Here is a 22669-nt window from a genome sequence, read left to right as displayed (position 1 = left end):
AGCGCGTCACCGGAATGTCATGCGGCGCGTTCAACGCCCTTGTATAGACCCTTTTCCCGCATCTCGGCGATGCTTTTCTCGTAGGTATCGGCCATCACCTGCTGCTGGTCGACCCAATGGGCAAACCGTGCGATGCCTTCGCTAAACGACACCTTGGGCTCGAACCCGAGCATGTCCCTTGCCTTGGTCAAATCGGCATAGACATGGCGGACATCGCCCAGGCGGAATGCGCCGGTTACGGAGATGCTGACATTGCTGGCATACGCCTCGCATAATGTCTTTGCGACGTCCATGACCGAAGTGCGTACGCCCGAGCCGATGCCGAACACGTTGTCCGCCGCGTTGGCGTTGGTGAGTGCTGCGTAGGTCGCGTCCACCACGTCATCGATATAGACGAAGTCACGGCTTTCCAAGCCATCCTCGAAAATATTGATCGGATTGCCGTTTTTGATGCGCGTCGAAAAGATCGAGAGAATGCCCGTGTAAGGGTTGGATAACGACTGCCCCGGGCCGTAGACATTCTGATAACGCAACGCCGACGCATCGATGCCGATGGACCGGCAGGTCGTCATCACCATCTGTTCCTGAGTCTGCTTGGTAATACCGTAAAGCGACGTCGGATGGATTTTCGATTCCTCGTCGGTGGGTACGCATTCCATCGCTTCGCCGCTTATCGGGCAGAGATGTTCAAACTGGCCTTCGAGCATGTCTTTTTCCTTCCGCGGACCGGGATACAGAATGCCGGCGGCCGGAGAACGGTACTTGCCTTCGCCGTAGATCGCGCGCGACGATGCAACGACCACATTGCGCACGGTATTGCAGCTATTCTTCACCAGTATGTCGAGAATCAGTGCCGTGCCATGCACGTTCACGTCGACATAGCGATCGACTTCGTACATCGATTGGCCCGTACCCGTCTCGGCCGCAAGATGAACGATCGCGTCCTGCCCCTGCATGACGCGTTCGAGCATGGCCCGATCGGTCACCGAGCCTTTCACGAAGTGCACGCTTTCCGGCAACGATGCGAAGATCGCCGACGTGACACTGGGATTCTCTCCGTGGATCTGCGGGGAGAGGTTATCGAGGACCGTGACTTCCGCATTGTTGGCGCAGAGCTTGCGCGCCAGACTCGAGCCGATAAAGCCGGCGCCACCCGTAATCAGGACTTTCATTGTTTCTCCCTCTCCCAACATCTGGTTTCGAAGTTGTAGCGCTTGATGATTTGCGCCGGGTTGCCTGCGACCACGCAATAGTCGGGAACGTCGCGGGTCACTACCGAATGCGCGCCGACCACGACGTGGCGGCCGATTTTCACGTTGGGCAGAATGACTGCGCTAAATCCAATAAATGCGCCCTGCCCGATCACCACGTAATTACCTCGCGTGCGAATACGCTCGCCAATGCGAGTGGTGTCGTTCACGTCCTCATACGGATGCTCGACATCGACAATGGCAACGTTCCCGGTAATGGTCGCGCCATCGGCAATCTCGATTGAAGAACCGCATACGATGTGAACGTTCTGCTCGATATTGACGTGGTTTCCGATCCTGAGCCGCGGCGGCGCAGCCGCGTCCATCACGACAAGCTCGATGCGCGCGCCCGGCCGGATCAGCACACGCTCGCCGATCGACGCGTAATGCACGTTGGCGAGCAGCATGGGACGAAAAATCGTCGTTTTCGCGCCGACCGACTCGAACACATGCGCGTACCACAACCGCGTCTTGAGTCGGTACCAGGCGAGGAACACGCGGTTACACAGATCGAGAAGCCTCACTCTCCTGGTGGCAGGCCGCTCGTTCTCCTGCATGGTCGTACTCATGCGTTGAGCCGTTGTCGTCCGGCCATCTGCTTGAGCCGCCTATAGACCGGGCGCAACGTACCAGGCCAGCGGCGCATGGCGTACAAAGCCATCTGTTTCGGACCGATTCGAGCTGCGCGCCAGCTGGACTCGATGCAGTCCTCGAAACTATCCTCGTGCCCGTGCTCCAGAAAGAAGATGGCCGAGGTCAGATAGAACTTTGCTCGCCCCTGGTTAACAGCGTCGCTCGCCATGCCGAGATCGGCCGCGATCTGGCAGGTCTGAATCACGTCGTTGAGGCATTCCCTATGGCGCGCGGGATTGTTGATGCGCACGGAAGTCAAACCCGTTCGGTTGACGCGGTATAGTCCCAACTCTTCGTCGAGATAGCAGCCTTGCGAACCCATCAGGACCTGCATCAGATGGGCCACGTCAGCCACTGACTTGAGACCGACGTCGACGGGATGGCGGCGGCGCAAGTGCGCCCGGTACATTTCCGAGCTGTGAAAAAAGAACGGTCCCTGCTTGATGAGGTACTCAGCGTCGAACGTTGCCGGTTTATTCTCCGACAGCGGATACGGCACGACCTCCAACGTATCCTGGTCGACTGTGCGCATCTTGTGCACGACGAGACCGCATTCCGGGTGAGCCCGTAAAAAATCGAGCTGACGCTGAAGTTTGCCGGGAAACATGACATCGTCGCCGTCGATGTTGGCGATGTATTCGCCTCTCGCAAGAGCAACCGTATCAGCGAAGTTACCCGAGAAGCCAACGTTTTTTTCGTGCGAAACGACCTTGATCACATCCGGATAGCGCAGTCGAAACGATTCGATGACTTCGAGGGAATTGTCAGGTGAGTTGTCGTCACCCACGATCACCTCGAACGGCACATCGAGCTTCTGGTCAAGCACGCTTTGCAGACACGGACCGACGTATTCGCCTTGCCGATAACAAAGCACGACAACCGACAACACAGGCGCGGTTTGCTCGTGGACCGGGTTCTGAAGAGTTGTATCCATGCTGTTTTCTCAGTTGAAGGCCAGTCGTCCCGCCAGGTGGCGAGCCTTGCGTTGAACGATCGGCGAAACCGCGACGGTTAGGGCGACCATGGCAAGCCATGTGCCCGACAGAACAAAGAAAAGACCAATGCGCGAGTAGGTCGTCAAATCCGCACGGCTCACCAACAGTCCGACGGGTATGATCGCGGCAACACGCACCGCGACTCCGCGATACCAACTGGCGTTGATCCCAGCGATAAACTTTCGATGTACGATCGCAACCCAGCCGAGCAGGAGCAGAAGATTCATTCCCAGCCACGCGTAGGCAGCGCCGACCGCACCGAAGTGAATCCCGCCGTACACGACCGCAGGCGCAAAGAGAATAAGAAAGCCGATATTGCCCTTCAGGTGCAGTGACAAATCCCCCTTTGCGTATTGCACGAAGAACGCAAGCGAGGCGAGGGCCGAACACGCGTTTCCGACCGAGTAGCATTGCATCGTTCGCAATGCTTCGGGTGTCACCGGCGCGCTCGCGGACCACAATCGAAGGACGGCTTCCGGCGCAAACGCGAATACGGCTGCGACTGGAATCACCGCCAATGACGTCACCTCTGTGGCCAGCGCGTACATCTCACGAATCCGCTCGCCGCCACCGAAGCTCTCAGTAGTCAAGCGGGGAATAAAGGCTTGCTGAATGGGGTTCGCCAGCAACATGATGCCGCTTGCAAGCAGGGTTGCCATGCTGAACACAGCAAAATCGGCCAACGGCAGGACCTTCGAAAGCACGACCTTGTCGATCTGCGCGGTGCAGGCCCAGATCAGTGCCGACAATGCAATCGAGAGCGACAGCTTCGCGCGCGACGACAGAACTTTCCACGAAAAACGCATCGACACGAACGGTATATCGATCGTGCGGCCAAGCAGGATCCGCATCGCAACGGCCTCGCCGACAATCGCGAGGAGTTGCCAGACAAAGAAGGATTCGACGCGAGGCCAGATCATGATGATCGGCACGACGAGCACATTGCGTATCACGGCGAAGGTAATACCAATGGCATTGAGTGCGACCTGCCGATCGATGCCGACCACCCCGCCGCGATACAGCGCACTGAGCCAGCGCGCGATGGCGGTCAGCATCATCAGCACGAACGCAGTGCGGATCTCACTCGGCGGCAAGGTGGACGCGTTCAACCATCGCTCGGCAAAATAAGGCGCCGCGAAGATCGACAGGATGAACAGGATTGCGCTAGTGCCGAGAATCAGCTTTTCCAGGGATTCCAGCAGCAGTCCCACTTCAGCTTTCGAGCCAGTGCCAGCACGCAGGCTGCCTAGCTCGCGACACAACGTCGGCGAAAGTCCGAAGTCTAGAACGAGTACCCATGCGAGAAGCACGGCGTTAATGGCAATCAGCCCATATGCTTCCACTCCGAGATGACGCACGTAGATCGGCACCATGACAATACCGAGCGATACGGTCACCATCTGGCCGACGAAATTTGCAAGCAGGCTTCGTCTCAACATCGCGGTCTGGTCTGCCTGTAAATTAGGTAAGGACTGCGGGCGCCGCCAGAGGTATCGCGAACCGAATTGATTTCCTCGCGAACTTGTCTCAGGGCGAGCGCGTGATTTATCAAGCGACCGAAAGATTCCACTATCATTGCGGCCGGCCGTCAGCGGATTGGCCATTCAGATTGGCCACATACGTATCGGCGATTCGAAACTCACCCGCGCGAACTGGACGTATCGGCAGGCTTCTTGATTCAGTCTGCGGGTATATCGCGAGTATCGGAGAAGCCCTCTCAACCCCTGCGGAGACCGCGCGGATGAACACTTGAACACAGCCGGCGAGCGATAGACTCCCTGCGGCTCATGCGTTGAAGCGTACCTGTCCGGGGTCAAATTAAATGTGCGGCGGCGCACGTTTAACGCGCGGCGTATCGCCTATCGCATGAACTCATGCGAGCCGCTTCACGCCGCTCGAACGCAAGTCTTGTTAGCGGCTTGGCCATGCCACCTGATCCATCGGAAGATTGAGCAGATACTGGCCATATGCATTCTTGGCGAGCGGTTTCGCGAGTTGCAGCAATTTCTCCTCGTCGATCCAATGTCGGCGGAATGCAATCTCCTCCGGGCACGCCACCACCAAACCCTGACGCTTCTGCAGCGTGGCGATGAAGGTCGCCGCTTCGATCAGCGAATCATGCGTGCCGGTATCGAGCCACGCGTAGCCACGGCCCATGATTTCCACGTCGAGCGCATTGCGCCGCAGATAGCATGAGTTGACGTCGGTGATCTCGAGTTCGCCACGCGGCGACGGCCTGATGTCCGCGGCAATGTCGCAGACTTGCTTGTCGTAGAAGTACAGACCCGTGACCGCGTAGTTCGAGCGCGGCGCCGCGGGCTTTTCCTCGATGGAGAGCGCGTGAAAACTCTTGTCGAACTCAACGACCCCGTAACGTTCCGGGTCATGCACGTGATACGCGAACACGGTCGCGCCGCTGTCACGCGCATTTGCGCGCTCGAGCTGCGCGGCGAGATCGTGGCCGTAGAAAATGTTGTCGCCGAGAATCAGCGCCGACGGATCGTTGCCCACAAAATCCCGGCCGATGATGAACGCCTGCGCGAGTCCATCCGGTGAAGGCTGAACCGCGTACTGGATGTTCATGCCCCACTGGCTGCCATCGCCCAGCATCGCTTCGAAGCGCGGCGTGTCCTGCGGCGTGGAAATGATCAGTACATCGCGAATGCCCGCCACCATCAGCGTGGACAGCGGGTAGTAGATCATCGGCTTGTCGTAGACCGGCAGTAACTGCTTGGAGACCACGTGCGTGATCGGATACAGGCGTGTGCCCGAGCCGCCCGCGAGAATAATGCCTTTGCGCGTCATTGCCGTGCCTTTACGCGCGCTGCGCGTAGTTGGTCTCAACCCACTTGCGATAGTCACCGGAGGCGACTTCGTCCGACCACGCCTGATTGTCCAGATACCACTGGACCGTCTTGGCGAGACCCGTCTCGAACGTTTCCGCAGGCTTCCAGCCGAGTTCGCGTTCGAGCTTGCGGGCGTCGATTGCATAACGGCGGTCGTGGCCCGGACGATCCTTCACATAGGTGATCTGATCGCGGTACGACGCGCCCGTCTTCGGACGCAACTGATCGAGCAGTTCGCACAGCGTGTGGACCACGCCGAGATTCTTCTTTTCGTTCCAGCCACCGATGTTGTACGTCTCGCCCGGCGTGCCGCGCGCGAGCACCTCGCGGATCGCGCTGCAATGGTCGCCGACATACAGCCAGTCGCGCACGTTCTGACCGTCGCCATAGACCGGCAGCGGCTTGCCGCCGAGCGCATTGGCGATCATCAGCGGAATCAGCTTCTCGGGGAACTGGTACGGACCGTAGTTGTTCGAGCAGTTTGTGGTGAGCATCGGGAGACCGTACGTATGATGGTAGGCGCGCACCAGATGGTCGGAACCCGCCTTGGTGGCCGAGTAAGGGCTGTTCGGCGCGTACGGCGTGGTCTCCGAGAATGGCGGATCGGTAGCGGAGAGCGAGCCGAACACCTCGTCGGTCGACACGTGCAGGAAGCGGAATTCCGCTTTGGCGGCGTCGTTCAACTTGCTCCAATACGAACGCGCCGCTTCCAGTAGCGTGAAAGTACCCACGACATTGGTCAGCACGAAGTTCTCCGGCCCGTGAATTGACCGATCGACATGAGTCTCAGCCGCGAGATGGATAATCGCGCGTGGCTTGTATTCGGCCAGCAATTCGTCCATTGCGGCGCGATCGCCTATATCGGCGCACACGAAAATATGCAGCGGATTGTGCTGCACAGATTTCAGCGTACGCAGATTGCCCGCATAGGTGAGCTTGTCGACACTCACCACGGGTTCATCGTAGATTTGCAGCCAGTCAAGCACGAAGTTGGCGCCGATAAAACCGGCGCTGCCTGTCACCAAGATCATGGAAGCCCTCTGGAAGCCGCCTTCACACAGTTACGCGGAAGGTCGATTGGAATCTGGCTGACATCCGTTGAATGATGCGTCTACGGGGCGTCGGTAAGCAGCTTTGGGGTAGCTTCCATCGCGACTTCCAGCGCCGCGAACAGATGCCACCGTCCCAGTGTAGGGTTCTAGAAATCCTGGTTCAGTGCGGAAAGCAACAGACATGCTTTCGCCTGCGCTAACGGGGGAAACGAGGGAAGCTTCGCTCGGCCGGGGGAACACTCTCGGTATTCGCGTTGACGTGGTTCGGCCTTGTCGCCGATAGTCTGATATTTCTTTTGCTGTGAGCCCCACCTGCCGTCGCGATGATCGCCGCGGCTTTCATGGTTTGTGGCAGATGTACCTGCCGATGCGCGTCGGGACGCCGGCTGCCTGCGCGTCCCGAAGAAAGCGCTATCTATCGTCTCGTGGCGTTCTGGAACGTGCGACACATAATGCGCATACGAAAACGCCAATGACCACGCCGAATATGAAGCATAAAAAATGTGTCAAAACGCTCGACATTTACCGGGTCCTTTCAATTGAGGCGAGATTGAATTTATAACGATTCACCTCCTTCGCGATTCACCGAAGATCACCACACGCAACCGGTGAAACGTCACGGACGCACAGTCAGCCGCGATGGTATGACGCGGCGGTTGACGCGCCAATCATCATACTTTACTAGAATCGCGACCATGTCGAAAAGCGGCACAGCTGAAGCGGTACGCGTATGGCTTGGCAGTGGATGCGACATCAGGCTCCCGCCGGTCGCGGATGATCTCGCCCGTTGGAGGTCACAGCGTGAAGCGAGCCGCGCATACGAGCATGGCAAAGTCGGCAGAAGCGCGGATGTAGTGCGACGCGAGGCAAGAACTGCAGGCCGCCGCGCAATGGCAATTTGACAGAAAAAGCAGACGGCGAACGGCAACTTCCGATCAGATCGTGCGGCCTATTCAAGGCAGCAGGTCGATGAATCTTGGGCGGGCGCTCCGCGCGAGTGCCGACACGCGCGAATAGCCCTCCGCGGGGGGAGAAACTGCCGCGCACGATCCCGAGCACACACGGACCGCGGCACGGTCATTCGTTGGCCAGTGTTCCCTCAAGTCAGCTGCTCGCCGTATTTTATCGTCGTGGAACGTCAGCAATCTACGCGAACGCATCAACGTATTGCCAGCCGTCCCAGATGTCAATTCGGATTGTGAATACGGCGAAACCCTCAGCGCGTGACTTCCATCGCGTTGATACGCGGCAATAGCCGGTCGAATTCGCGTTTCACGATTTCATAACATTCGCATGAGCGCGCCTCGAGCCCGGTCCGATCGAGGATCCGGACACGGCCACGACTGTGATGAATGAGATCGGCTTCGCAAAGCTTGCCGGACGCCTCGGTCACGCCTTCACGACGCACGCCGAGCATATCGGCAATGACTTGCTGCGTGACATGCAAATCGCTTGTGCCCGAACGATCGATATCGACCAGCAGCCAGCGGCACAGTTGCTCGTCCAGTCGATGCAGCCTGTTGCACGCCGCAGTCTGTGCGACCTGGGTGAGAAGAGCCTGCATGAACAGTAGCATCGATGAGCGCAGGGTTGTGCAATTGCGCAATGCTTCGCGCAGTGCTGTAGCGCTGATTCGATAGGCAAAACCCCGGCATTGAGCTTGAACGCTGGCTGGCATGGTGTCGCCGCCCGTCAGGATCGGCACGCCGGTCGTGCCATCCCTGCCGATTGCGGCGATTTCCACCGAACTGCCGTTTTCCATGGTCTGCAGCAAAGACACGATTGCTGTGGCCGGAAAATAGACGGTTCGTATGAGTTCACCGGATTTCGACAGCGTTTGTCCCGGACTCAATTCGACGAGTTCAAGATGAGGAAGTAGCGCGTCCCATTCATGCGTTGGGAGCGCCTCGAGCAGACGGTTGCCACGGCGGTATGACTGGAATGTCGTCATCATTTCCCTCACGTAAGTATCGCAGCCTGCCTGGGTACGGCAGGCCTCGCTCGAATCGAGGAGTCAATGACGATGCATTGCCCTCATTCGCGCGGTCGGCAAACAGAAGCGGTAATGGAGACGATCAAAGCTTCGCACTGGTCATCGCGTTGCGTTCGATGTCGCAATGCAGCATAACCGGCGAAGAAGTTCGCGCCAATAATGCTGGCGGAATAGCCCGCACGATCGGCGGATTTAAGAGGACTTATTTGCGTTGAACGTTCGTTGAAGCGCTGGACGCCAATGTCACTTTGCTGCAGATCGAAAGGAGCCCGATGGTAGCTGAAGTGTCAATAGGTGATAGTGTGAAATTGCAACATGTCCAGTTTATTAAGGATGTCTATGGGACGAGATAAAGCGGTCGATATGCCTTATCCCAGCGGCTCGAATCGGTAAATCAGCGTGGTGCGTGTCAGCGTTGCCTGTCAGTCAGCGGCGGTGGTCCGGTCGACCGCGACGTGCCCGGCCGCCGGTATGTCCGTCGTCGTCCGCCGTCGCGATCATTTCCGCTTCCTGCATAGCGGCCGTCTCGGCCAGCGCTTTCAGAACACCGGTCAGAATCCGCTTGCCGATTTCATGGTGAAAGATCCAGACGCCATGGATTCGTCCGGTGAATGCAGCCTCGCTCCCGATCTCCGGGTCGGGCCGAAACCCTGAACCCAACCCGAACGTGAAGAGTCCGCGTACCACTTTGCCGTTGATGTCGAGCGGACGGGCGAACTTGTCGACCTCGACGCCGCCCTGGCAGTATTGCAGCGGAATCGCCGCCCCGCGATAGTCGACCAGGGCGGACATGTTGGGCCCGTAACCGGCGCTATGGATCACGCCACATGAGTGCGCAAGACAGGTAGCAGCACGGGCACGCTCGGCTTCCCCGGAGGCGGCATCGATCAATTCGACACGCGGCTTCGTTCCCGCGACTCGGCCCTGCGACATCACCGAACATGCGATCTCGAATGCGCGGTAGCGCAGGCCGCTCGAACGATTAACGCGCCGCGTGATCGGGCAAATATCGTTGACTGGATCGACCGTATAGCCCCATGCGCGCGCTTCCTCCTCGGTTTCGAAAAACAACCGCACCGGCGAGCGGTGAATGATGGCGATTTCATCGAGCCCCGCATCGCCGAGATCATTCGCAAGACGCTCGGTCATCGTGAACGCGCTATGCGAGCCGCCGATGATCGTGATCCGGTTCGTGCGCCGGGCCGTGGCAGGCGCAAACACGGGCGCGAAGGTGTCGACCAGTTGCGTGCTCGTGAGGCGAAGCAGTTCATCCGACGTGCAGGTGATGACGCCGTTGCCCGGCGATGGAATGTCCAGCGTGCGGCACAGATCATCGACCTCTTCGACGCGCTGCGCTCCGCCGAGATTCATCACGACGGTGTCGCTGATCATCATCCGGCGTGCCGCTGGTTTGCGCGTGTCGTGATAGGCGATTTCGAAGCGGCCGTCCTGGCCGCGACGAATCGCATCGATTTCGTGTCCGCGCAGTACATCGACGTCGAAATGTTCGACGAGGTGCGCGATGAGTCGCTCGGCCGCCAGCGTGAGCAGTTCGCCGACATCCGAAAGCAGCGGCGCACCGTCGGGGTCCGCGGCCAATTTCTTGTGCAACTCGTTGTATTCGCGGATGTCGCCGAACACGTCGTCGAAGCGTTCGTGTTCGAGGCACGCGAGGAAAGATTTGGCGACCGAGTTGCCCGTGACGTTCACATAGTCGCCGAGTTTGCCTGCTCCGAGACTCACGCGTTTGTCGATGATCAGCAAGCCGTTCCTGGCCACCTCTGCCAGCTTGCCGCTCTTGAACGCGTAGAACAGGAAGCCCATTCCGGCCGGGCCGGCGCCGCACAACACGCACGAGTAATCGCTGGGTACGCTCCCGGAACTATCCGGATCTGTCGCTGAGAACCTCTGCATGACTTTGGGGCTCGATAGTTGTCCGCTGTGAATTGATGCGCACCATGCGCGTTGCCGGCGTCGAGGACAGTCCTCGGATCGGATTCAACACACAATATCCCTTAATGCGAAGCATCACTCTGTGCGCTCGCGCACGGACAATATTTCGGAACCTTACCGCAAGGCATCGGCTTCCCAACATTTTCCTGTACGGCAGGATTTTCCGGCCACGAATTACGTCGGGAAAAAGTTCTTTTGATTAGCAATCGACATGCCATGCAAGCATGAAATACCCGCACGTGTAGCTGATTTTACAAAATCTAACAATTAGGATTTCTGAATTAAATTGCCGTCAGTACGCGATTGAAACCGGCGCTTGCCAACAACGCGAGCGCAGGCCCCTCCGCCATTACGCCATCTGGAACACCGCCACGGCATCGCGCAATATGGTCGCCTGCTCTTCCAGCGATTTCGCCGCTGCAGCGGCTTCTTCCACGAGCGCCGCATTGTGTTGCGTGACTTCGTCGATCTGCGAGACGGCCTTATTGACCTGTTCGATACCGTCACTCTGTTCGAGCGCAGACGCCTCGATTTCGTTCATCACGCCGGTCACGCGCTCAACGGCGCTCATGGCTTCGTGAATCGTCTTCTGCGCGTCGGACACGAGAGACGCGCCCTCCTGAACCTTGGCGGCCGATTCGCCGATCAGTTCCTTGATTTCCTTCGCCGCCGCACCTGAGCGCTGAGCGAGGCTGCGCACTTCCGAAGCCACCACTGCGAACCCGCGCCCCTGCTCGCCTGCGCGCGCTGCTTCCACTGCCGCGTTCAACGCCAGAATGTTGGTCTGAAACGCAATCCCCTCGATCATGCCGATGATTTCCGTCACCTTGCGCGACGACTCGCTGATCCCATCCATCGTTTCAGTGACACGCGAGACCACTTTGCCGCCACGCGTGACCGTGTCGAGCGCGCCATGGGCAAGCCGGTTCGCCTGCTTCGCGTTGTCCGCGTTCTGTTTCACCGTGGCCGACAACTGCTCCATGCTCGCGGCGGTCTGCTGAAGCGCCGCAGCTTGCTGCTCGGTGCGTGAGGACAGATCCGCATTGCCCGCCGCAATCTCGTTCGCCCCCTGTGTGATCGCCGTCGTGCTGCCGCGCACTTTCGACACGGTCTCGACGAGGCCGTCGCGCATCTTCGTCAACGCGCTCAGCAATTGACCCATCTCGTTGCGCGATTTGATCTTGATGGCGACCGTCAGATCGCCGGCGGCGATGCGCTCGAAATGCTTGACGGTTGCGTTGACCGGCTTGATCAACGCCACTGACAAACCGATGCGCGCCGCCACGCCGATCACGAGCGCGATGGCGCCGATCGCGGCGAACAGCAGCGTCGCGATCTGGAAGCGCTGCGCGGCCGTTTGGGCTTGCTGATACTGGCTGTCGATCCGCGAGCGTTCGAGCGCGTCGATCGCTTTCGAATAAGTGGCGTAAAAACTGTTCGCCGTCTCGCCCTGAATATTGCGGAAGGTATTGAAATCGAAGTCGGCAAGCGCCTTGAATTCCGGCTCGATCGCCTTATCGACCAGCGCGCTGCGCGCCTGTTCCACGTTTTGCGCGAGCTTCTGCTCGTTATCGTCCGCAAATGGGCCGGCCATGTAATTGCGAAAGTCTTTGTTCGATTCGACCAGCACCTTGTGCGCGGCCGGTAACAGGTCGTCGGTCTGCTTGCCGACGCTAAAGAGCGTCTGATACGAACCTAGTGCGAGCTGCACTTGCAGCAGCTTCTCGGAGCTTGCCTTCAGATGCGACAGCGCGGCCGCGCTACGCTGCGTGTCGTCGAGGCTGCTGTTGGCGAGCTTGAGCGCGCCATAGCCGACACCGATCACTGTCAGCAGGAAAGCGACGAATACGCTGATCACCAGCGTCAGGCCGCCACGAATTGTGATGTTATTTAGCATTGGGTCTCCGGAACGTCTTGCCGATCGGCGGCGAAACAGGTTGGCAGGCGCGCGCCGTCTTTTTTGCGCGTGACTTACTCTTCGCCGCATCCAGGTTAACGACCTCGCACGACCCCTGCTAAATAGGTGGAATCCATGACTGGCGGGCGTTTGCGAGCCGCGTCACCTCACTATCTGGGATCTTCGGGCAACTACGCGGCACCGCTGCTTTTCCGGGCGTCGTGCGTTTCGTTTGTATAATTCGGCGTCTTCGCTCAGGCCCACTTTCATGCTTAGTTTTGCGCTCGGCTTTCTCGTTTCACTGCTGATCACGCTGTTGATCGTGCGCTATGCGCATCTGCATGAAAAATTCTCCACCGACACCGATCTGGCCGGCGTGCAGAAATTCCATGTGCGCCCGGTGCCGCGCATCGGCGGGACCGGCATTCTGCTCGGGCTGATCGTCTCCGCCGTGCAGTTGCATCACCAGTATCCCGCCGTGTCAGGCGGCATTCTCGGGCTGATTGCGTGCGGCATGCCGGCCTTCGGCTCAGGACTGGTCGAAGACCTGACCAAGCGCGTGTCGCCGCTTGCAAGGCTGCTCTGCACGATGGCAGCGGCCGCGCTCGCCTATTTCCTGCTGAACATCGCCGTGACGCGCATCAGCGTGCCGCCGCTCGACTTCCTGCTCTCGTACGCGGTGATCTCCTGCGCGGTCACGGTGCTGGCGGTTGCCGCGCTCGCCAACGCGATCAATATCATCGACGGCTTCAACGGACTCGCGTCGATGGTCGCGTTCATGATGTTCGCCTCGCTCGCCTACGTCGCGTTCCAGGTGTCCGATCCGATCGTGCTGTCCGCCTCGTTCATGATGATGGGCGCGGTGCTCGGCTTCTTCATCTGGAATTTCCCGGCGGGGCTGATCTTTCTCGGCGACGGCGGCGCGTATTTCATCGGCTTCATGCTCGCCGAGCTGTCGATCATGCTGGTGATGCGCAATCGCGACGTGTCGGCGTGGTATCCCGTGCTGTTGTTCATGTATCCAATCTTCGAGACCTGCTTCTCGATCTACCGGAAAAAATTCATTCGCGGCATGTCGCCGGGCATTCCCGACGGCGTGCATCTGCACATGCTGGTGTACAAGCGGCTCATGCGCTGGGCGGTCGGCGTGCGTACCGCGCGCGAATTGACGCGGCGTAACTCGCTGACGTCGCCGTACTTGTGGCTGCTCTGTCTGATCGCGGTCGTGCCGGCCACGCTGTTCTGGCGGCATACGCTGCATCTGTTCTGCTTCGTGGTGGTGTTCGCCGCGACGTATGTCTGGCTCTACGTGAGTATCGTGCGGTTCAAGTCGCCGCGGTGGATGGTGGTCAGGAAGACCCGGCGGTAATGAAAAAAAGGCGCTCGAATGTGAGCGCCTTTTGCTGTGTGTCTTTCGAGACTTTGGCCTTGCGATGCGATGCAAGGCCGCCGCGAAAGGCAGCCTTCACCGGTTCATAGTCACGAAGCCCGCGTCGCCGACGCCACGCTATGCAACGCCGGCGCGGCAGCCGGCTGATACTCCGGCACCCAGCGCCGCAGATCGCGGCGCACTTCCTGGTCGCTCGGCACACGATGCTGCATCAGCCAGGGCAGCAGTTCGTCCAGGAGATTGTCGGGCGCTTCACGCGCCTGCGCGATGCGCAGCTTCGGATGCGGCGTGCGCGTGGTCGCTTCGTCGTCGGCCAGCAGTTCCTCGTAGAGCTTCTCGCCGGGACGCAGGCCCGTGAAGACGATGCGGATGTGCTCCTCGCTGAAGCCATACAGGCGAATCAGGTCGCGCGCGAGATCGACGATCTTGACCGGCTCGCCCATGTCGAGAATGAAAATCTCGCCGCCGTGCCCCATGCTCGACGCTTGCAGCACGAGTTGCGACGCTTCGGGGATCGTCATGAAGAAGCGCGTGATCTCCGGATGTGTGACCGTGACTGGCCCGCCTTTCGCGATCTGTTGTTGAAACTTGGGAATGACACTGCCCGCGCTGCCGAGCACGTTGCCGAACCGCACCGTCTCGAACTGCGTGCGCGTGCTGGTCTGCTGCAGCGCCTGGCAGGCCATTTCCGCGAGGCGCTTGCTCGCACCCATCACGTTGGTCGGGTTCACTGCCTTGTCGGTGGAGATCAGCACGAAATGCTTCACGTCGTGACGAATCGCCGCGCGTGCGACACGGTATGTACCCAGCACGTTGTTGCGCACCGCCTGCCATGCATTCAGTTCTTCCATCAGCGGCACGTGCTTGTAGGCCGCAGCGTGAAAGAGAATGTGCGGCGTGTAGCGCGACAGCACCTGATCGAGCAGCAAGGAATCTTTGGCGTCGCCAATCACCGGCACCACGGAGAGCTTCGGAAAGCGGTCATGCAGTTCTTCCGTGAGGCGGTACATCGCATACTCGGACAGATCGAACGCGATCAACTGCGCGGGTTCGAAGCGCAGAATCTGGCGGCACAGTTCCGAGCCGATCGAGCCGCCCGCGCCGGTCACCATCACCACGCGGCCGCTCAACAGCGCTTCGACGTGCGGCATGTCGATACGTACCGCCTCGCGGCCCAGCAGGTCTTCCAGATCGATCTGACGCACACGCGACAGGAACGCTTCGCCTTGCGTCAGCGTGGTCAATGCGGGCAGCACCATGGCCCGCACGCCGGCGCGCACGCACAACGTTGCCACGCGACGCTGTGCATCGACCGACGCCGACGGAATCGCGATGATCGCGTGCTCAACCTTCATGTCCGAAGCCCAGTGCTGCAGGTCGCTGATCGGCCCCCACACCTTATAGCCGTAGATTTCGCGGCCCTGCTTGGCGGGATCGTCGTCGAGCAGGCCCACCAGCCGCCATTCGCTCGAACGCGACAGTTCACGGGCCAGGTTCGCGCCCGCGTTGCCCGCGCCGAGCACCACCACCGGCTTGCCTTGTCCGACCAGGCCGCCGTAGAGATAGAACTCCTTGGAGGCGCGATAGAGCGCGCGCGAGCCGCCCATCGCGAGGAACAACAGAAGCGGAGAAACAACGAGTACGGAGCGCGGAATGATGGGATGCGGCTGGGCCATGACGGCCACCATCATCATCACGAATGCACCGGCCAGCACGGCCTTGGCGATGCGCATCAGGTCCGGCAGGCTCGCAAATACCCACATGCCCCGGTACAGGCCGAAGATGCGGAACATCACACCGTAGACGGGGAGCACCCAGATGAGGGTTCGGACGGCGCCGGACCAGAACTCGACCGGAACGTAGCCATTGAAGCGGATCAGGTATGCCGCGAGCCAAGTACCCGCGACTGCGCAAAGGTCGAAGGCGAAAGCGCTAAATGATAGCCATGAGGCTTTGTGTCGAAACATCGGCGTCACACCTCAGGTTGTTCGGAATCTGCTATCCGGAATCGACGCCAGCGTGAATCGACTCCGATACCAATCAATACCAGCACGATCACCCATGCGCCCACGCTACACCATTGAAGCGCTGAAGGCCAGCCAAGCAATACCACAGCAAGTACTATACCAGCCGCCATTACTGCATACCATAGGATGGCCGTCTTCGAATGCCCAAGCCCGTACTGGACCATGCGTTGATAGTAGTGCTCGCGGTGCGCCTGCCAGATTTTCTCGCCGCGCAGGAGCCGCCGCAGCAGCGTGACCGACGCGTCGCCGATGAACGGCGAAAACACCAGCGCGGGAAACCAGATCGGCCAGACGCCGTCGCTCCAGCCCCAATAGCCGAAAGCGCCCGCCAGGAAGCCGAGCGGAATCGACCCGGCGTCGCCGAGGAAGATTTTCGCCGGGTGGAAGTTGAAGACCAGAAAGCCCGCGGCAGCACCCGCCACGGCGGCCGACGCCCACGCGAGTTCCGGCGACGGATGCGCGGTGAGCGCGGCCCCGGCGGCGTAGCCCGCGAAGCCGAACAGCGTCATGCCGCCGGCCAGGCCGTCCGCACCGTCCATGAAATTGTAAAGATTGACCAGCCAGAGCAGTAAAAACGACAGGCCCGCCAGCAACCAGAGCGGCGCCGGCGCCGGGTGCGCCCAGACGAAGATCGCCACCGCGGCCAGGTGCGCCGCGAACCTGACCCGCGCGGGCAGTCCGCGCCGGTCGTCGATCTGCGAGACCGCCGCCAGTACGGCAGCGCACAGCGCGGCAAGCCAGAGGTGCGGCGCGACGATCAGCGTCGCCACGACCACCACCGGAACGATGCCCCAGCCGCCCACCCGCGGCGTGGGCCGCGTGTGCAACGAGCGGTCGTTGGGAATGTCGGTGGCAAGACGCCACGCGAGGCCGGTCCTGAGCAGCGTCCAGAGGATCGCCGCGCAGGCGCAAGCGGAGCCGAGCGCGATCAGGATCGCGGTCGTCCAGCCCGGCATCGTGGAATGGGACATCAGCATGCGCGCCTCAATGCGTGGATCGGTACCAGCGGGCTGTCGCGGCCAGCCCTTCTTCGGTGGAGTGCGGCGCCTGCCAGCCCAGCACCGTGCGAATCCGGCTGGTGTCGAGCTGCAATGAGCCGACGAGCCGGTCTACTTGCGCCGTGCGCCCCGTCAGGCGGCCGGCGAGGCGCAGCCAGCTCTCAGGCACGGGCAGCAAACGCGCGGGCCGGCTAAGGTGGCGGCCAAGCGCGCGGGCCAGTTCGGCGATCGTCAACGCGTCGTTGTCCGCAACGTGGAAGCACTGCTGGGCCGCGCGCGCGTCGGTCGCGCAATGCACTAAAGCGTCCGCGAGATTATCGACATAGATGAGGCTGCGTCTTGCGCGAAGTGCGCCGAGCGGCAGCGGCACGCCCTTCCATACGCCGTTCATCAGGCTCAGGAAATTGGCCCGTACGTCCGGACCGTAGACCAGCGGCGGGCGCACGATCACGATCTCGAGGCCAGTCTCCACACCCAGGCGGATCAGCGCTTCTTCGGCAGCGCGTTTCGAGCGACCGTACGGATCTTGCGGCGCCGGGGGATCGTCTTCGCGCACTGGGCGGCCCGAATCGGCTTCGGTCATCGCCTTGATGCTGCTGACGAAGACAAAGCGCCGCACGCCGTGCCGCCACGCGGCGCGCGCGACACGCAGCGTGCCCTCGACATTGGTCGCCTGGAAAGCAGCTTCTGGATCGGTGGCGCCCTCGAGCATGACATGCACGCGCGCCGCCAGATGCACGACGCAATCCACTTGCAATGCGGCAGGCCAGCCTGCGTCAATGCCTGCGAAATTCACGCTGGGGTCGACCCATTCGTCCACACCGCGTTCTCGCTGCATCTCCCGCCGTACAAGGCCGGTGACCGTGTTTCCGGAATCACGCAACGCGCGGCACAGCGCACGGCCGACAAAGCCGTTGGCGCCGGTAACGAGCACCTGGCTCATAGCCACTTCCAGCCGAATCGGTCAAAGAACTTGTACGCCGAAGACATGAACATACGGATATGCACAGAGCCCTTGCGCGCTGCACCGCCGCCGTGATGCAACACGCGCACCGTGGGGGCGTAGACGACGCGGGTGACGTCATGCGCGCGAAGACTCAGATCATAGTCCTCGAAGTAAAGGAAATAACGCGCGTCGAAGCCTGCCAGCTGCTTCAAGGCCGTCATGCGAAACAGCATGAAACAGCCGCTGACGATCGGCGGATCCCACACTGTGTCACGTGCATTGATCCGGTCTCGCATCTCGTAGCGCGCGAGTCGACGGACGAACAGTCGACGCATTCCTGACGGCAAAAAACCGCGTACAAACAGATCGAGCAACGTAGGGTAACGTCGGCACAAGAACTGCTGCTCGCCATGCTCGTCTCCGATCCATGGCGTGATGAGGCCGGCTTCGGGGTGCGCGTCAAAAAAATCGAGCGCTTCGCGAAGCGCGTCGCTCGCCAGATCGATGTCGGGATTCAGCACCAGGTGATAACGGCTGGCACTGCTTTCGATTGCGAGATTGTGGCCCCTACCGTAGCCTACGTTCCCCTGTCCCGCGATGATCGTACAAACGATGCCGCGAGCCCGGAGTTCATCCAGCGAAGCCGGGATGTCGGGCAAGCCACCGTTGTCGACCAGATACAACGTCACCGGGAGCTGGGGTCGGCTGGTGTGCAGCGCATCGCACGCGGCGGCGAGCCCCGTGAGCGTGGACACCAACTGTTCTGTATCCGGGTGGTAGACCACCACCGACACGGACAACCCGTCGGATAGGGGATGCAGAGTGCGCGTTTCTTTCATGTAGAACTGCGTGCCTTATCGTGGGCACTTCGGTGGGCACTTCGAAAAAACCTACGTTGCGCGGACGCAACAAACCGGAAGTTTGCTCAAATTTTCGCTGTTCGGCAACCCGTCTTTCCCTTTGTTACGCCCGATACGACTCCATCAAACCCTATTTATTCTGTTTTAATTCGGATCTTCTGCCTCAGAATCAGGCACTTCACCTGCGAGGTTGTGCGCATTATCGCGGAATAGTAAAGTAACGCCGCCAAACTCCGACCGTTCGTTATCGGACGAAATTCGGGCTTCAGTGCAGCGCCACAGACGGCAGCCGTCCGCTCAACAAATCTGACAACCGCCCTCAGGGCAGAATGAATGCGCAGCAGACCACTCGTCGTCGACCTCGATGGCACATTGATTCGCTCAGACATCCTGATCGAGTCTGGATTTGCCTATCTGAAGGCAGCCCCGCAACGCTTTTACGAGCCGCTGCTGTGGCTCGCGCGCGGCGGCAAGCCAGGTTTGAAAGCGGGCCTCGCCGACGCGACCAACGTGGACGTCGCCGTGCTGCCCTACGACGCCACGGTCCTGCAATGGCTGAAGGGTGAACGCGACGCCGGTCGCACGCTGGTGCTGGCCACGGCAAGCCACGAACGTTACGCGCAAGCCATCTCCGCCCATCTCGGCATTTTCGACAGGACGTTCGCCACGAACGACAGCATCAACCTGTCCGCTCACAACAAGCGCGATACGCTGGTCGCCGAGTACGGCGAAAAAGGCTTCGACTATGCCGGCAATTCGCATGACGACTTAGCGGTCTGGCAATCCGCCGACCGCGCGTACGTGGTGAATCCGTCCAATGGGGTGGAACGCGCCGCCCGCAAGATCGGCAATGTGGAGCGGGTGATCGAATCACGCCCTCCCGCCGCCAAAACCTGGGCCAAATCCTTGCGCCTGCATCAGTGGCTGAAGAATCTTTTGATCTTCTTGCCGCTGCTGGCCGCACATAAGTTGTCTTCCCCTGAACTGACTCTCGCTGCTCTGTTGGCGTTTCTCACGTTCGGCTTGTGCGCCTCGAGTGTCTATCTGCTCAACGACCTGCTCGATCTCGAGGACGACCGTCATCACCCCGTCAAACGGAAACGCCCGCTTGCCTCCGGCGCGCTGCCGCTCACATGGGGTCTTGCACTCTTTCCTGTCTTGCTGGTGGTCGCGTTCGTCACCGCGTGGCTTTTCCTGCCCTGGCAATTCTCCGCGGCGCTGTTCGGCTATTACATATTGACGCTGGCGTATTCGATGTTCCTGAAACGCCAGGTGATGGTCGACGTGGTCGTGCTGGCCATGCTGTACACGATGCGTATCATCGCCGGAACGGCGGCGGTCGACGCGCAACTGACTTTCTGGCTGCTCGCCTTCTCGATGTTCATCTTCCTGAGCCTCGCGCTGGTCAAGCGATATGCCGAACTGCACTCGATGAAAGCGCGCGGCCTCGTGAAGACGCGCGGGCGCGGCTATGTGGCGAGCGACCTGTCGCTGATCTCATCGCTTGGGACCTCGTCCGGCTATCTGGCCGTACTCGTGCTTGCGCTCTATATTCAGGACGCGAAAACCGCCGGCATGTACCGCCATCCACAGGTCATCTGGCTCGCCTGTCCGCTGCTGCTCTACTGGGTAAGCCGCACCTGGATCATTGCGCATCGCGGTCTGATGCACGACGATCCGATCGTTTTCGCGGCGCGCGACCGGGTCAGCCTCGCTGTCGTCGTACTTTGCGGCCTGATTTTCTGGGCAGCGATCTAGGCGATGAATAGAGTTCTGTCATGGGGACGTTACCCACCCATACCGCAGGAGGCGCATGCGATTGCATGGCGTGATGCCGCGCGCGCCACGTGGTCGGATGCGGCCCGGGAACACGGCACCACGCTCGCCTTCGGCAATGGCCGCAGCTACGGCGACAGTTGCCTCGCCGCCTCTGGTCATGTCGTGCAAACGCTGCCGCTGGACCGGCTGATTGCCGCTGACTGGCAAACCGGCGTCTTGCGCGCGGAGCCTGGCGTCACGCTGGAGCAAATTCTCGACGTCGCGATTCCACGCGGCTGGATGCTGCCGGTCACACCGGGCACGAAATACGCGACCTTGGGCGGAGCGATTGCCAACGACGTCCACGGCAAGAATCACCATGTACGAGGCACCTTCGGCCGGCACGTGCGCCGCTTCGCGCTCGCGCGCAGCGACGGCTCGCAATTCGAGTGCTCGCCCGACGAGCAAGCGGAGTTTTTCGCCGCCACGATCGGCGGCCTCGGGCTGACCGGGCTGATCCTGTGGGCAGAGATTCAGTTGATGCCGATCCGCTCAAGCGTGATCGACATGACGAGCATCCGCTTCGGCAATCTGGACGAGTTCTTCGCGTTGTCGGAAAAGCTCGACCCATTGCATGAATACAGCGTCGCCTGGGTGGATTGCCAAAGTCGCGGCTCGGCGCTCGGACGCGGCATCTTCATGGCCGGCGACCATGCGACGGACGGACCGCTCGAAGTCACACGGCGAAAGAAACGCACCGTCCCGTTCACGCTGCCGATTCCGGTGTTCAACCGCTTCACGTTGCGCGCGTTCAACGAGCTCTACTACCAGAAGCAGCAGCGCGGCGAAGTCGTTGCGAAGGTCGGTTACGACGCCTACTTCTACCCGCTGGACAGCTTGCTGGAATGGAATCGAATCTACGGGCGGGCGGGCTTTCAGCAATACCAATGCGTGGTGCCGTCGGCCACGGCGCGTGACGCGACGCGCGCGATCCTCGGCGCGATTGCCAAAAGCGGCACGGGCTCATTTCTCGCCGTACTGAAACGCTGCGGTGATTTGCGCTCGCCGGGCCTTTTGTCGTTTCCGATGGAAGGCACGTCCCTCGCTCTCGATTTCCCGCAGCGCGACGCATTGAATACCCGGCTCTTTGCGAATCTCGATGCAATCGTGCGCGAAGCCGGCGGCCGGATCTATCCGGCTAAAGACGCGCACATGCCCGGCGCCGACTTTCGCGCCGCCTACCCTCAATGGCAGCAACTCGAAGCGCTGCGCGACCCCGCGTTACTTTCGCGTTTCTGGGAACGGACCACTCGAACATGAAAAACATTCTTATCGTCGGCGCCACGTCGGCGATCGCCATCGCCTGTGCACGCCAATGGGCCACCCAAGGCGCACGTTTTTTCCTGGTTGCCCGCAACGGCGAACGCCTCCAGCAGGTGGCCGCGGATCTGACCGCGCGCGGCGCGCAACTGGCAGCCAGTCATCAACTCGATATCGATCGCCTGGATCTGCATGCGGGCATGCTCGAACAGTGCCAGAAAGAACTCGGCGCGCTCGATATCGTGCTGGTCGCGCCCGGCACTTTGCCGGACCAGGCCGCGTGCCAGGCGGACCCCGCGGTGGCCGTGCGTGAATTCAACACGAATGCTGTTTCGGTGATCGCGCTGTTGACGCCGATTGCCAACATCCTGGAAGCGCAGAAGCGCGGTGCACTGGCGGTCATCTCGTCGGTGGCGGGCGATCGCGGCCGACCCTCGAACTATCTGTACGGCAGCGCGAAGGCCGCGCTTTCCGCGTTCTGCGAGGGACTGAATGCACGGTTATTCAAAGTCGGCGTCCACGTTCTGACCATCAAACCGGGCTTCGTGGCGACGCCGATGACAGCCGGCCTGCCCTTGCCCGGCCCCCTTGTCGCGACACCCGACCAGGTGGCGAGCGACATCGTGCGCGCCGTCGACAAGCGCAAGGACGTGCTGTATACGCGCTGGTTCTGGGCGATCATCATGCTGATCATCCGCTCGGTTCCGCGCTTCTTGTTCAAGCGCGCGTCCCTGTAAAGGGAAATCGGGAC

17 protein-coding genes are annotated in these 22669 nt (G+C 60.6%); 4 read left to right on the top strand and 13 right to left on the bottom strand.

Annotation, left to right across the window (positions count from 1 at the left end; genetic code table 11):
* Positions 1–17 precede the first annotated feature (17 nt).
* From HF916_RS31720 to HF916_RS31680, 9 genes are all read right to left on the bottom strand, one after another.
* Positions 18–1172, bottom strand: coding sequence for an NAD-dependent epimerase/dehydratase family protein (locus tag HF916_RS31720; RefSeq protein WP_168792818.1), 1155 nt, complete (start codon positions 1170–1172; stop codon positions 18–20).
* The gene (locus HF916_RS31715) at positions 1169–1819 is read right to left on the bottom strand and encodes an acyltransferase (protein ID WP_240975773.1); all 651 of its coding nucleotides are present in this window, start codon (positions 1817–1819) and stop codon (positions 1169–1171) included. The genes HF916_RS31720 and HF916_RS31715 overlap by 4 nt, the downstream gene beginning before the upstream one ends.
* Positions 1816–2817 carry a glycosyltransferase family 2 protein gene (locus HF916_RS31710; protein ID WP_168792817.1) on the bottom strand — a complete coding sequence of 334 codons (1002 nt, stop codon included), beginning with the start codon at positions 2815–2817 and terminating at the stop codon, positions 1816–1818. Before HF916_RS31710 ends, HF916_RS31715 begins: the two co-directional genes overlap by 4 nt.
* Before the next feature lie 9 nt (positions 2818–2826).
* Positions 2827–4482 carry a lipopolysaccharide biosynthesis protein gene (locus HF916_RS31705; protein ID WP_240975772.1) on the bottom strand — a complete coding sequence of 552 codons (1656 nt, stop codon included), beginning with the start codon at positions 4480–4482 and terminating at the stop codon, positions 2827–2829.
* 307 nt (positions 4483–4789) lie between these two features.
* Positions 4790–5683 carry a glucose-1-phosphate thymidylyltransferase RfbA gene (gene rfbA / locus HF916_RS31700; RefSeq protein WP_168792816.1) on the bottom strand — a complete coding sequence of 298 codons (894 nt, stop codon included), beginning with the start codon at positions 5681–5683 and terminating at the stop codon, positions 4790–4792.
* A 10-nt stretch (positions 5684–5693) separates the two neighbouring features.
* Complete coding sequence (gene rfbB / locus HF916_RS31695; RefSeq protein WP_168792815.1) at positions 5694–6755, bottom strand: dTDP-glucose 4,6-dehydratase; 1062 nt, start codon at positions 6753–6755, stop codon at positions 5694–5696.
* Positions 6756–7992: 1237 nt separating this feature from the next.
* On the bottom strand, positions 7993–8727 hold the full coding sequence (locus HF916_RS31690; protein ID WP_168795717.1) for a Crp/Fnr family transcriptional regulator: 735 nt from the start codon (positions 8725–8727) through the stop codon (positions 7993–7995).
* Positions 8728–9195: 468 nt separating this feature from the next.
* Complete coding sequence (locus HF916_RS31685) at positions 9196–10683, bottom strand: malate:quinone oxidoreductase (protein WP_168792814.1); 1488 nt, start codon at positions 10681–10683, stop codon at positions 9196–9198.
* A 388-nt stretch (positions 10684–11071) separates the two neighbouring features.
* The gene (locus tag HF916_RS31680) at positions 11072–12619 is read right to left on the bottom strand and encodes a methyl-accepting chemotaxis protein (RefSeq protein ID WP_168792813.1); all 1548 of its coding nucleotides are present in this window, start codon (positions 12617–12619) and stop codon (positions 11072–11074) included.
* Between the two features lie 268 nt (positions 12620–12887).
* Here HF916_RS31680 and HF916_RS31675 point away from each other — a divergent pair, with 268 nt between their 5' ends.
* Positions 12888–13988 (top strand): MraY family glycosyltransferase, encoded by a 1101-nt coding sequence (locus HF916_RS31675; RefSeq protein ID WP_168792812.1) that lies wholly within the window; start codon positions 12888–12890, stop codon positions 13986–13988.
* 110 nt (positions 13989–14098) lie between these two features.
* Here HF916_RS31675 and HF916_RS31670 read toward each other — a convergent pair whose 3' ends face one another.
* Genes HF916_RS31670 through HF916_RS31655 form a run of 4 tightly spaced genes read right to left on the bottom strand, consistent with a single transcriptional unit; the run spans position 14099 to position 18819 of the window.
* The gene (locus HF916_RS31670) at positions 14099–15976 is read right to left on the bottom strand and encodes a polysaccharide biosynthesis protein (protein WP_168792811.1); all 1878 of its coding nucleotides are present in this window, start codon (positions 15974–15976) and stop codon (positions 14099–14101) included.
* 5 nt (positions 15977–15981) lie between these two features.
* The gene (locus tag HF916_RS31665; protein WP_168792810.1) at positions 15982–17013 is read right to left on the bottom strand and encodes an MraY family glycosyltransferase; all 1032 of its coding nucleotides are present in this window, start codon (positions 17011–17013) and stop codon (positions 15982–15984) included.
* Positions 17014–17020: 7 nt separating this feature from the next.
* Positions 17021–17977 carry a UDP-glucose 4-epimerase family protein gene (locus HF916_RS31660; RefSeq protein WP_168792809.1) on the bottom strand — a complete coding sequence of 319 codons (957 nt, stop codon included), beginning with the start codon at positions 17975–17977 and terminating at the stop codon, positions 17021–17023.
* Entirely contained in the window at positions 17974–18819 is an 846-nt protein-coding gene (locus HF916_RS31655) for a glycosyltransferase family 2 protein (RefSeq protein WP_168792808.1), read from the bottom strand. The genes HF916_RS31660 and HF916_RS31655 overlap by 4 nt, the downstream gene beginning before the upstream one ends.
* 354 nt (positions 18820–19173) lie before the next feature.
* On the opposite strand from HF916_RS31655, the gene HF916_RS31650 reads away from it, so the two are divergent.
* The 3 genes from HF916_RS31650 to HF916_RS31640 are packed head-to-tail and all read left to right on the top strand — an operon-like array spanning position 19174 to position 22655.
* A complete protein-coding gene (locus HF916_RS31650) occupies positions 19174–20598 on the top strand; it encodes a UbiA family prenyltransferase (RefSeq protein ID WP_168792807.1) in 1425 nt (474 codons plus the stop codon).
* Positions 20599–20601: 3 nt separating this feature from the next.
* Positions 20602–21918, top strand: a complete 1317-nt coding sequence (locus HF916_RS31645; protein WP_168792806.1) for an FAD-binding oxidoreductase — start codon at positions 20602–20604, stop codon at positions 21916–21918.
* On the top strand, positions 21915–22655 hold the full coding sequence (locus HF916_RS31640; RefSeq protein ID WP_168792805.1) for an SDR family oxidoreductase: 741 nt from the start codon (positions 21915–21917) through the stop codon (positions 22653–22655). Before HF916_RS31645 ends, HF916_RS31640 begins: the two co-directional genes overlap by 4 nt.
* Positions 22656–22669 lie beyond the last annotated feature (14 nt).

The sequence above is a fragment of the Paraburkholderia aromaticivorans genome (genome assembly GCF_012689525.1).
In the GTDB taxonomy this organism is placed as follows: domain Bacteria; phylum Pseudomonadota; class Gammaproteobacteria; order Burkholderiales; family Burkholderiaceae; genus Paraburkholderia; species Paraburkholderia aromaticivorans_A.
Note: the sequence above shows the minus strand (reverse complement) of the source record. Positions and strands in the feature narration are given on the sequence as shown.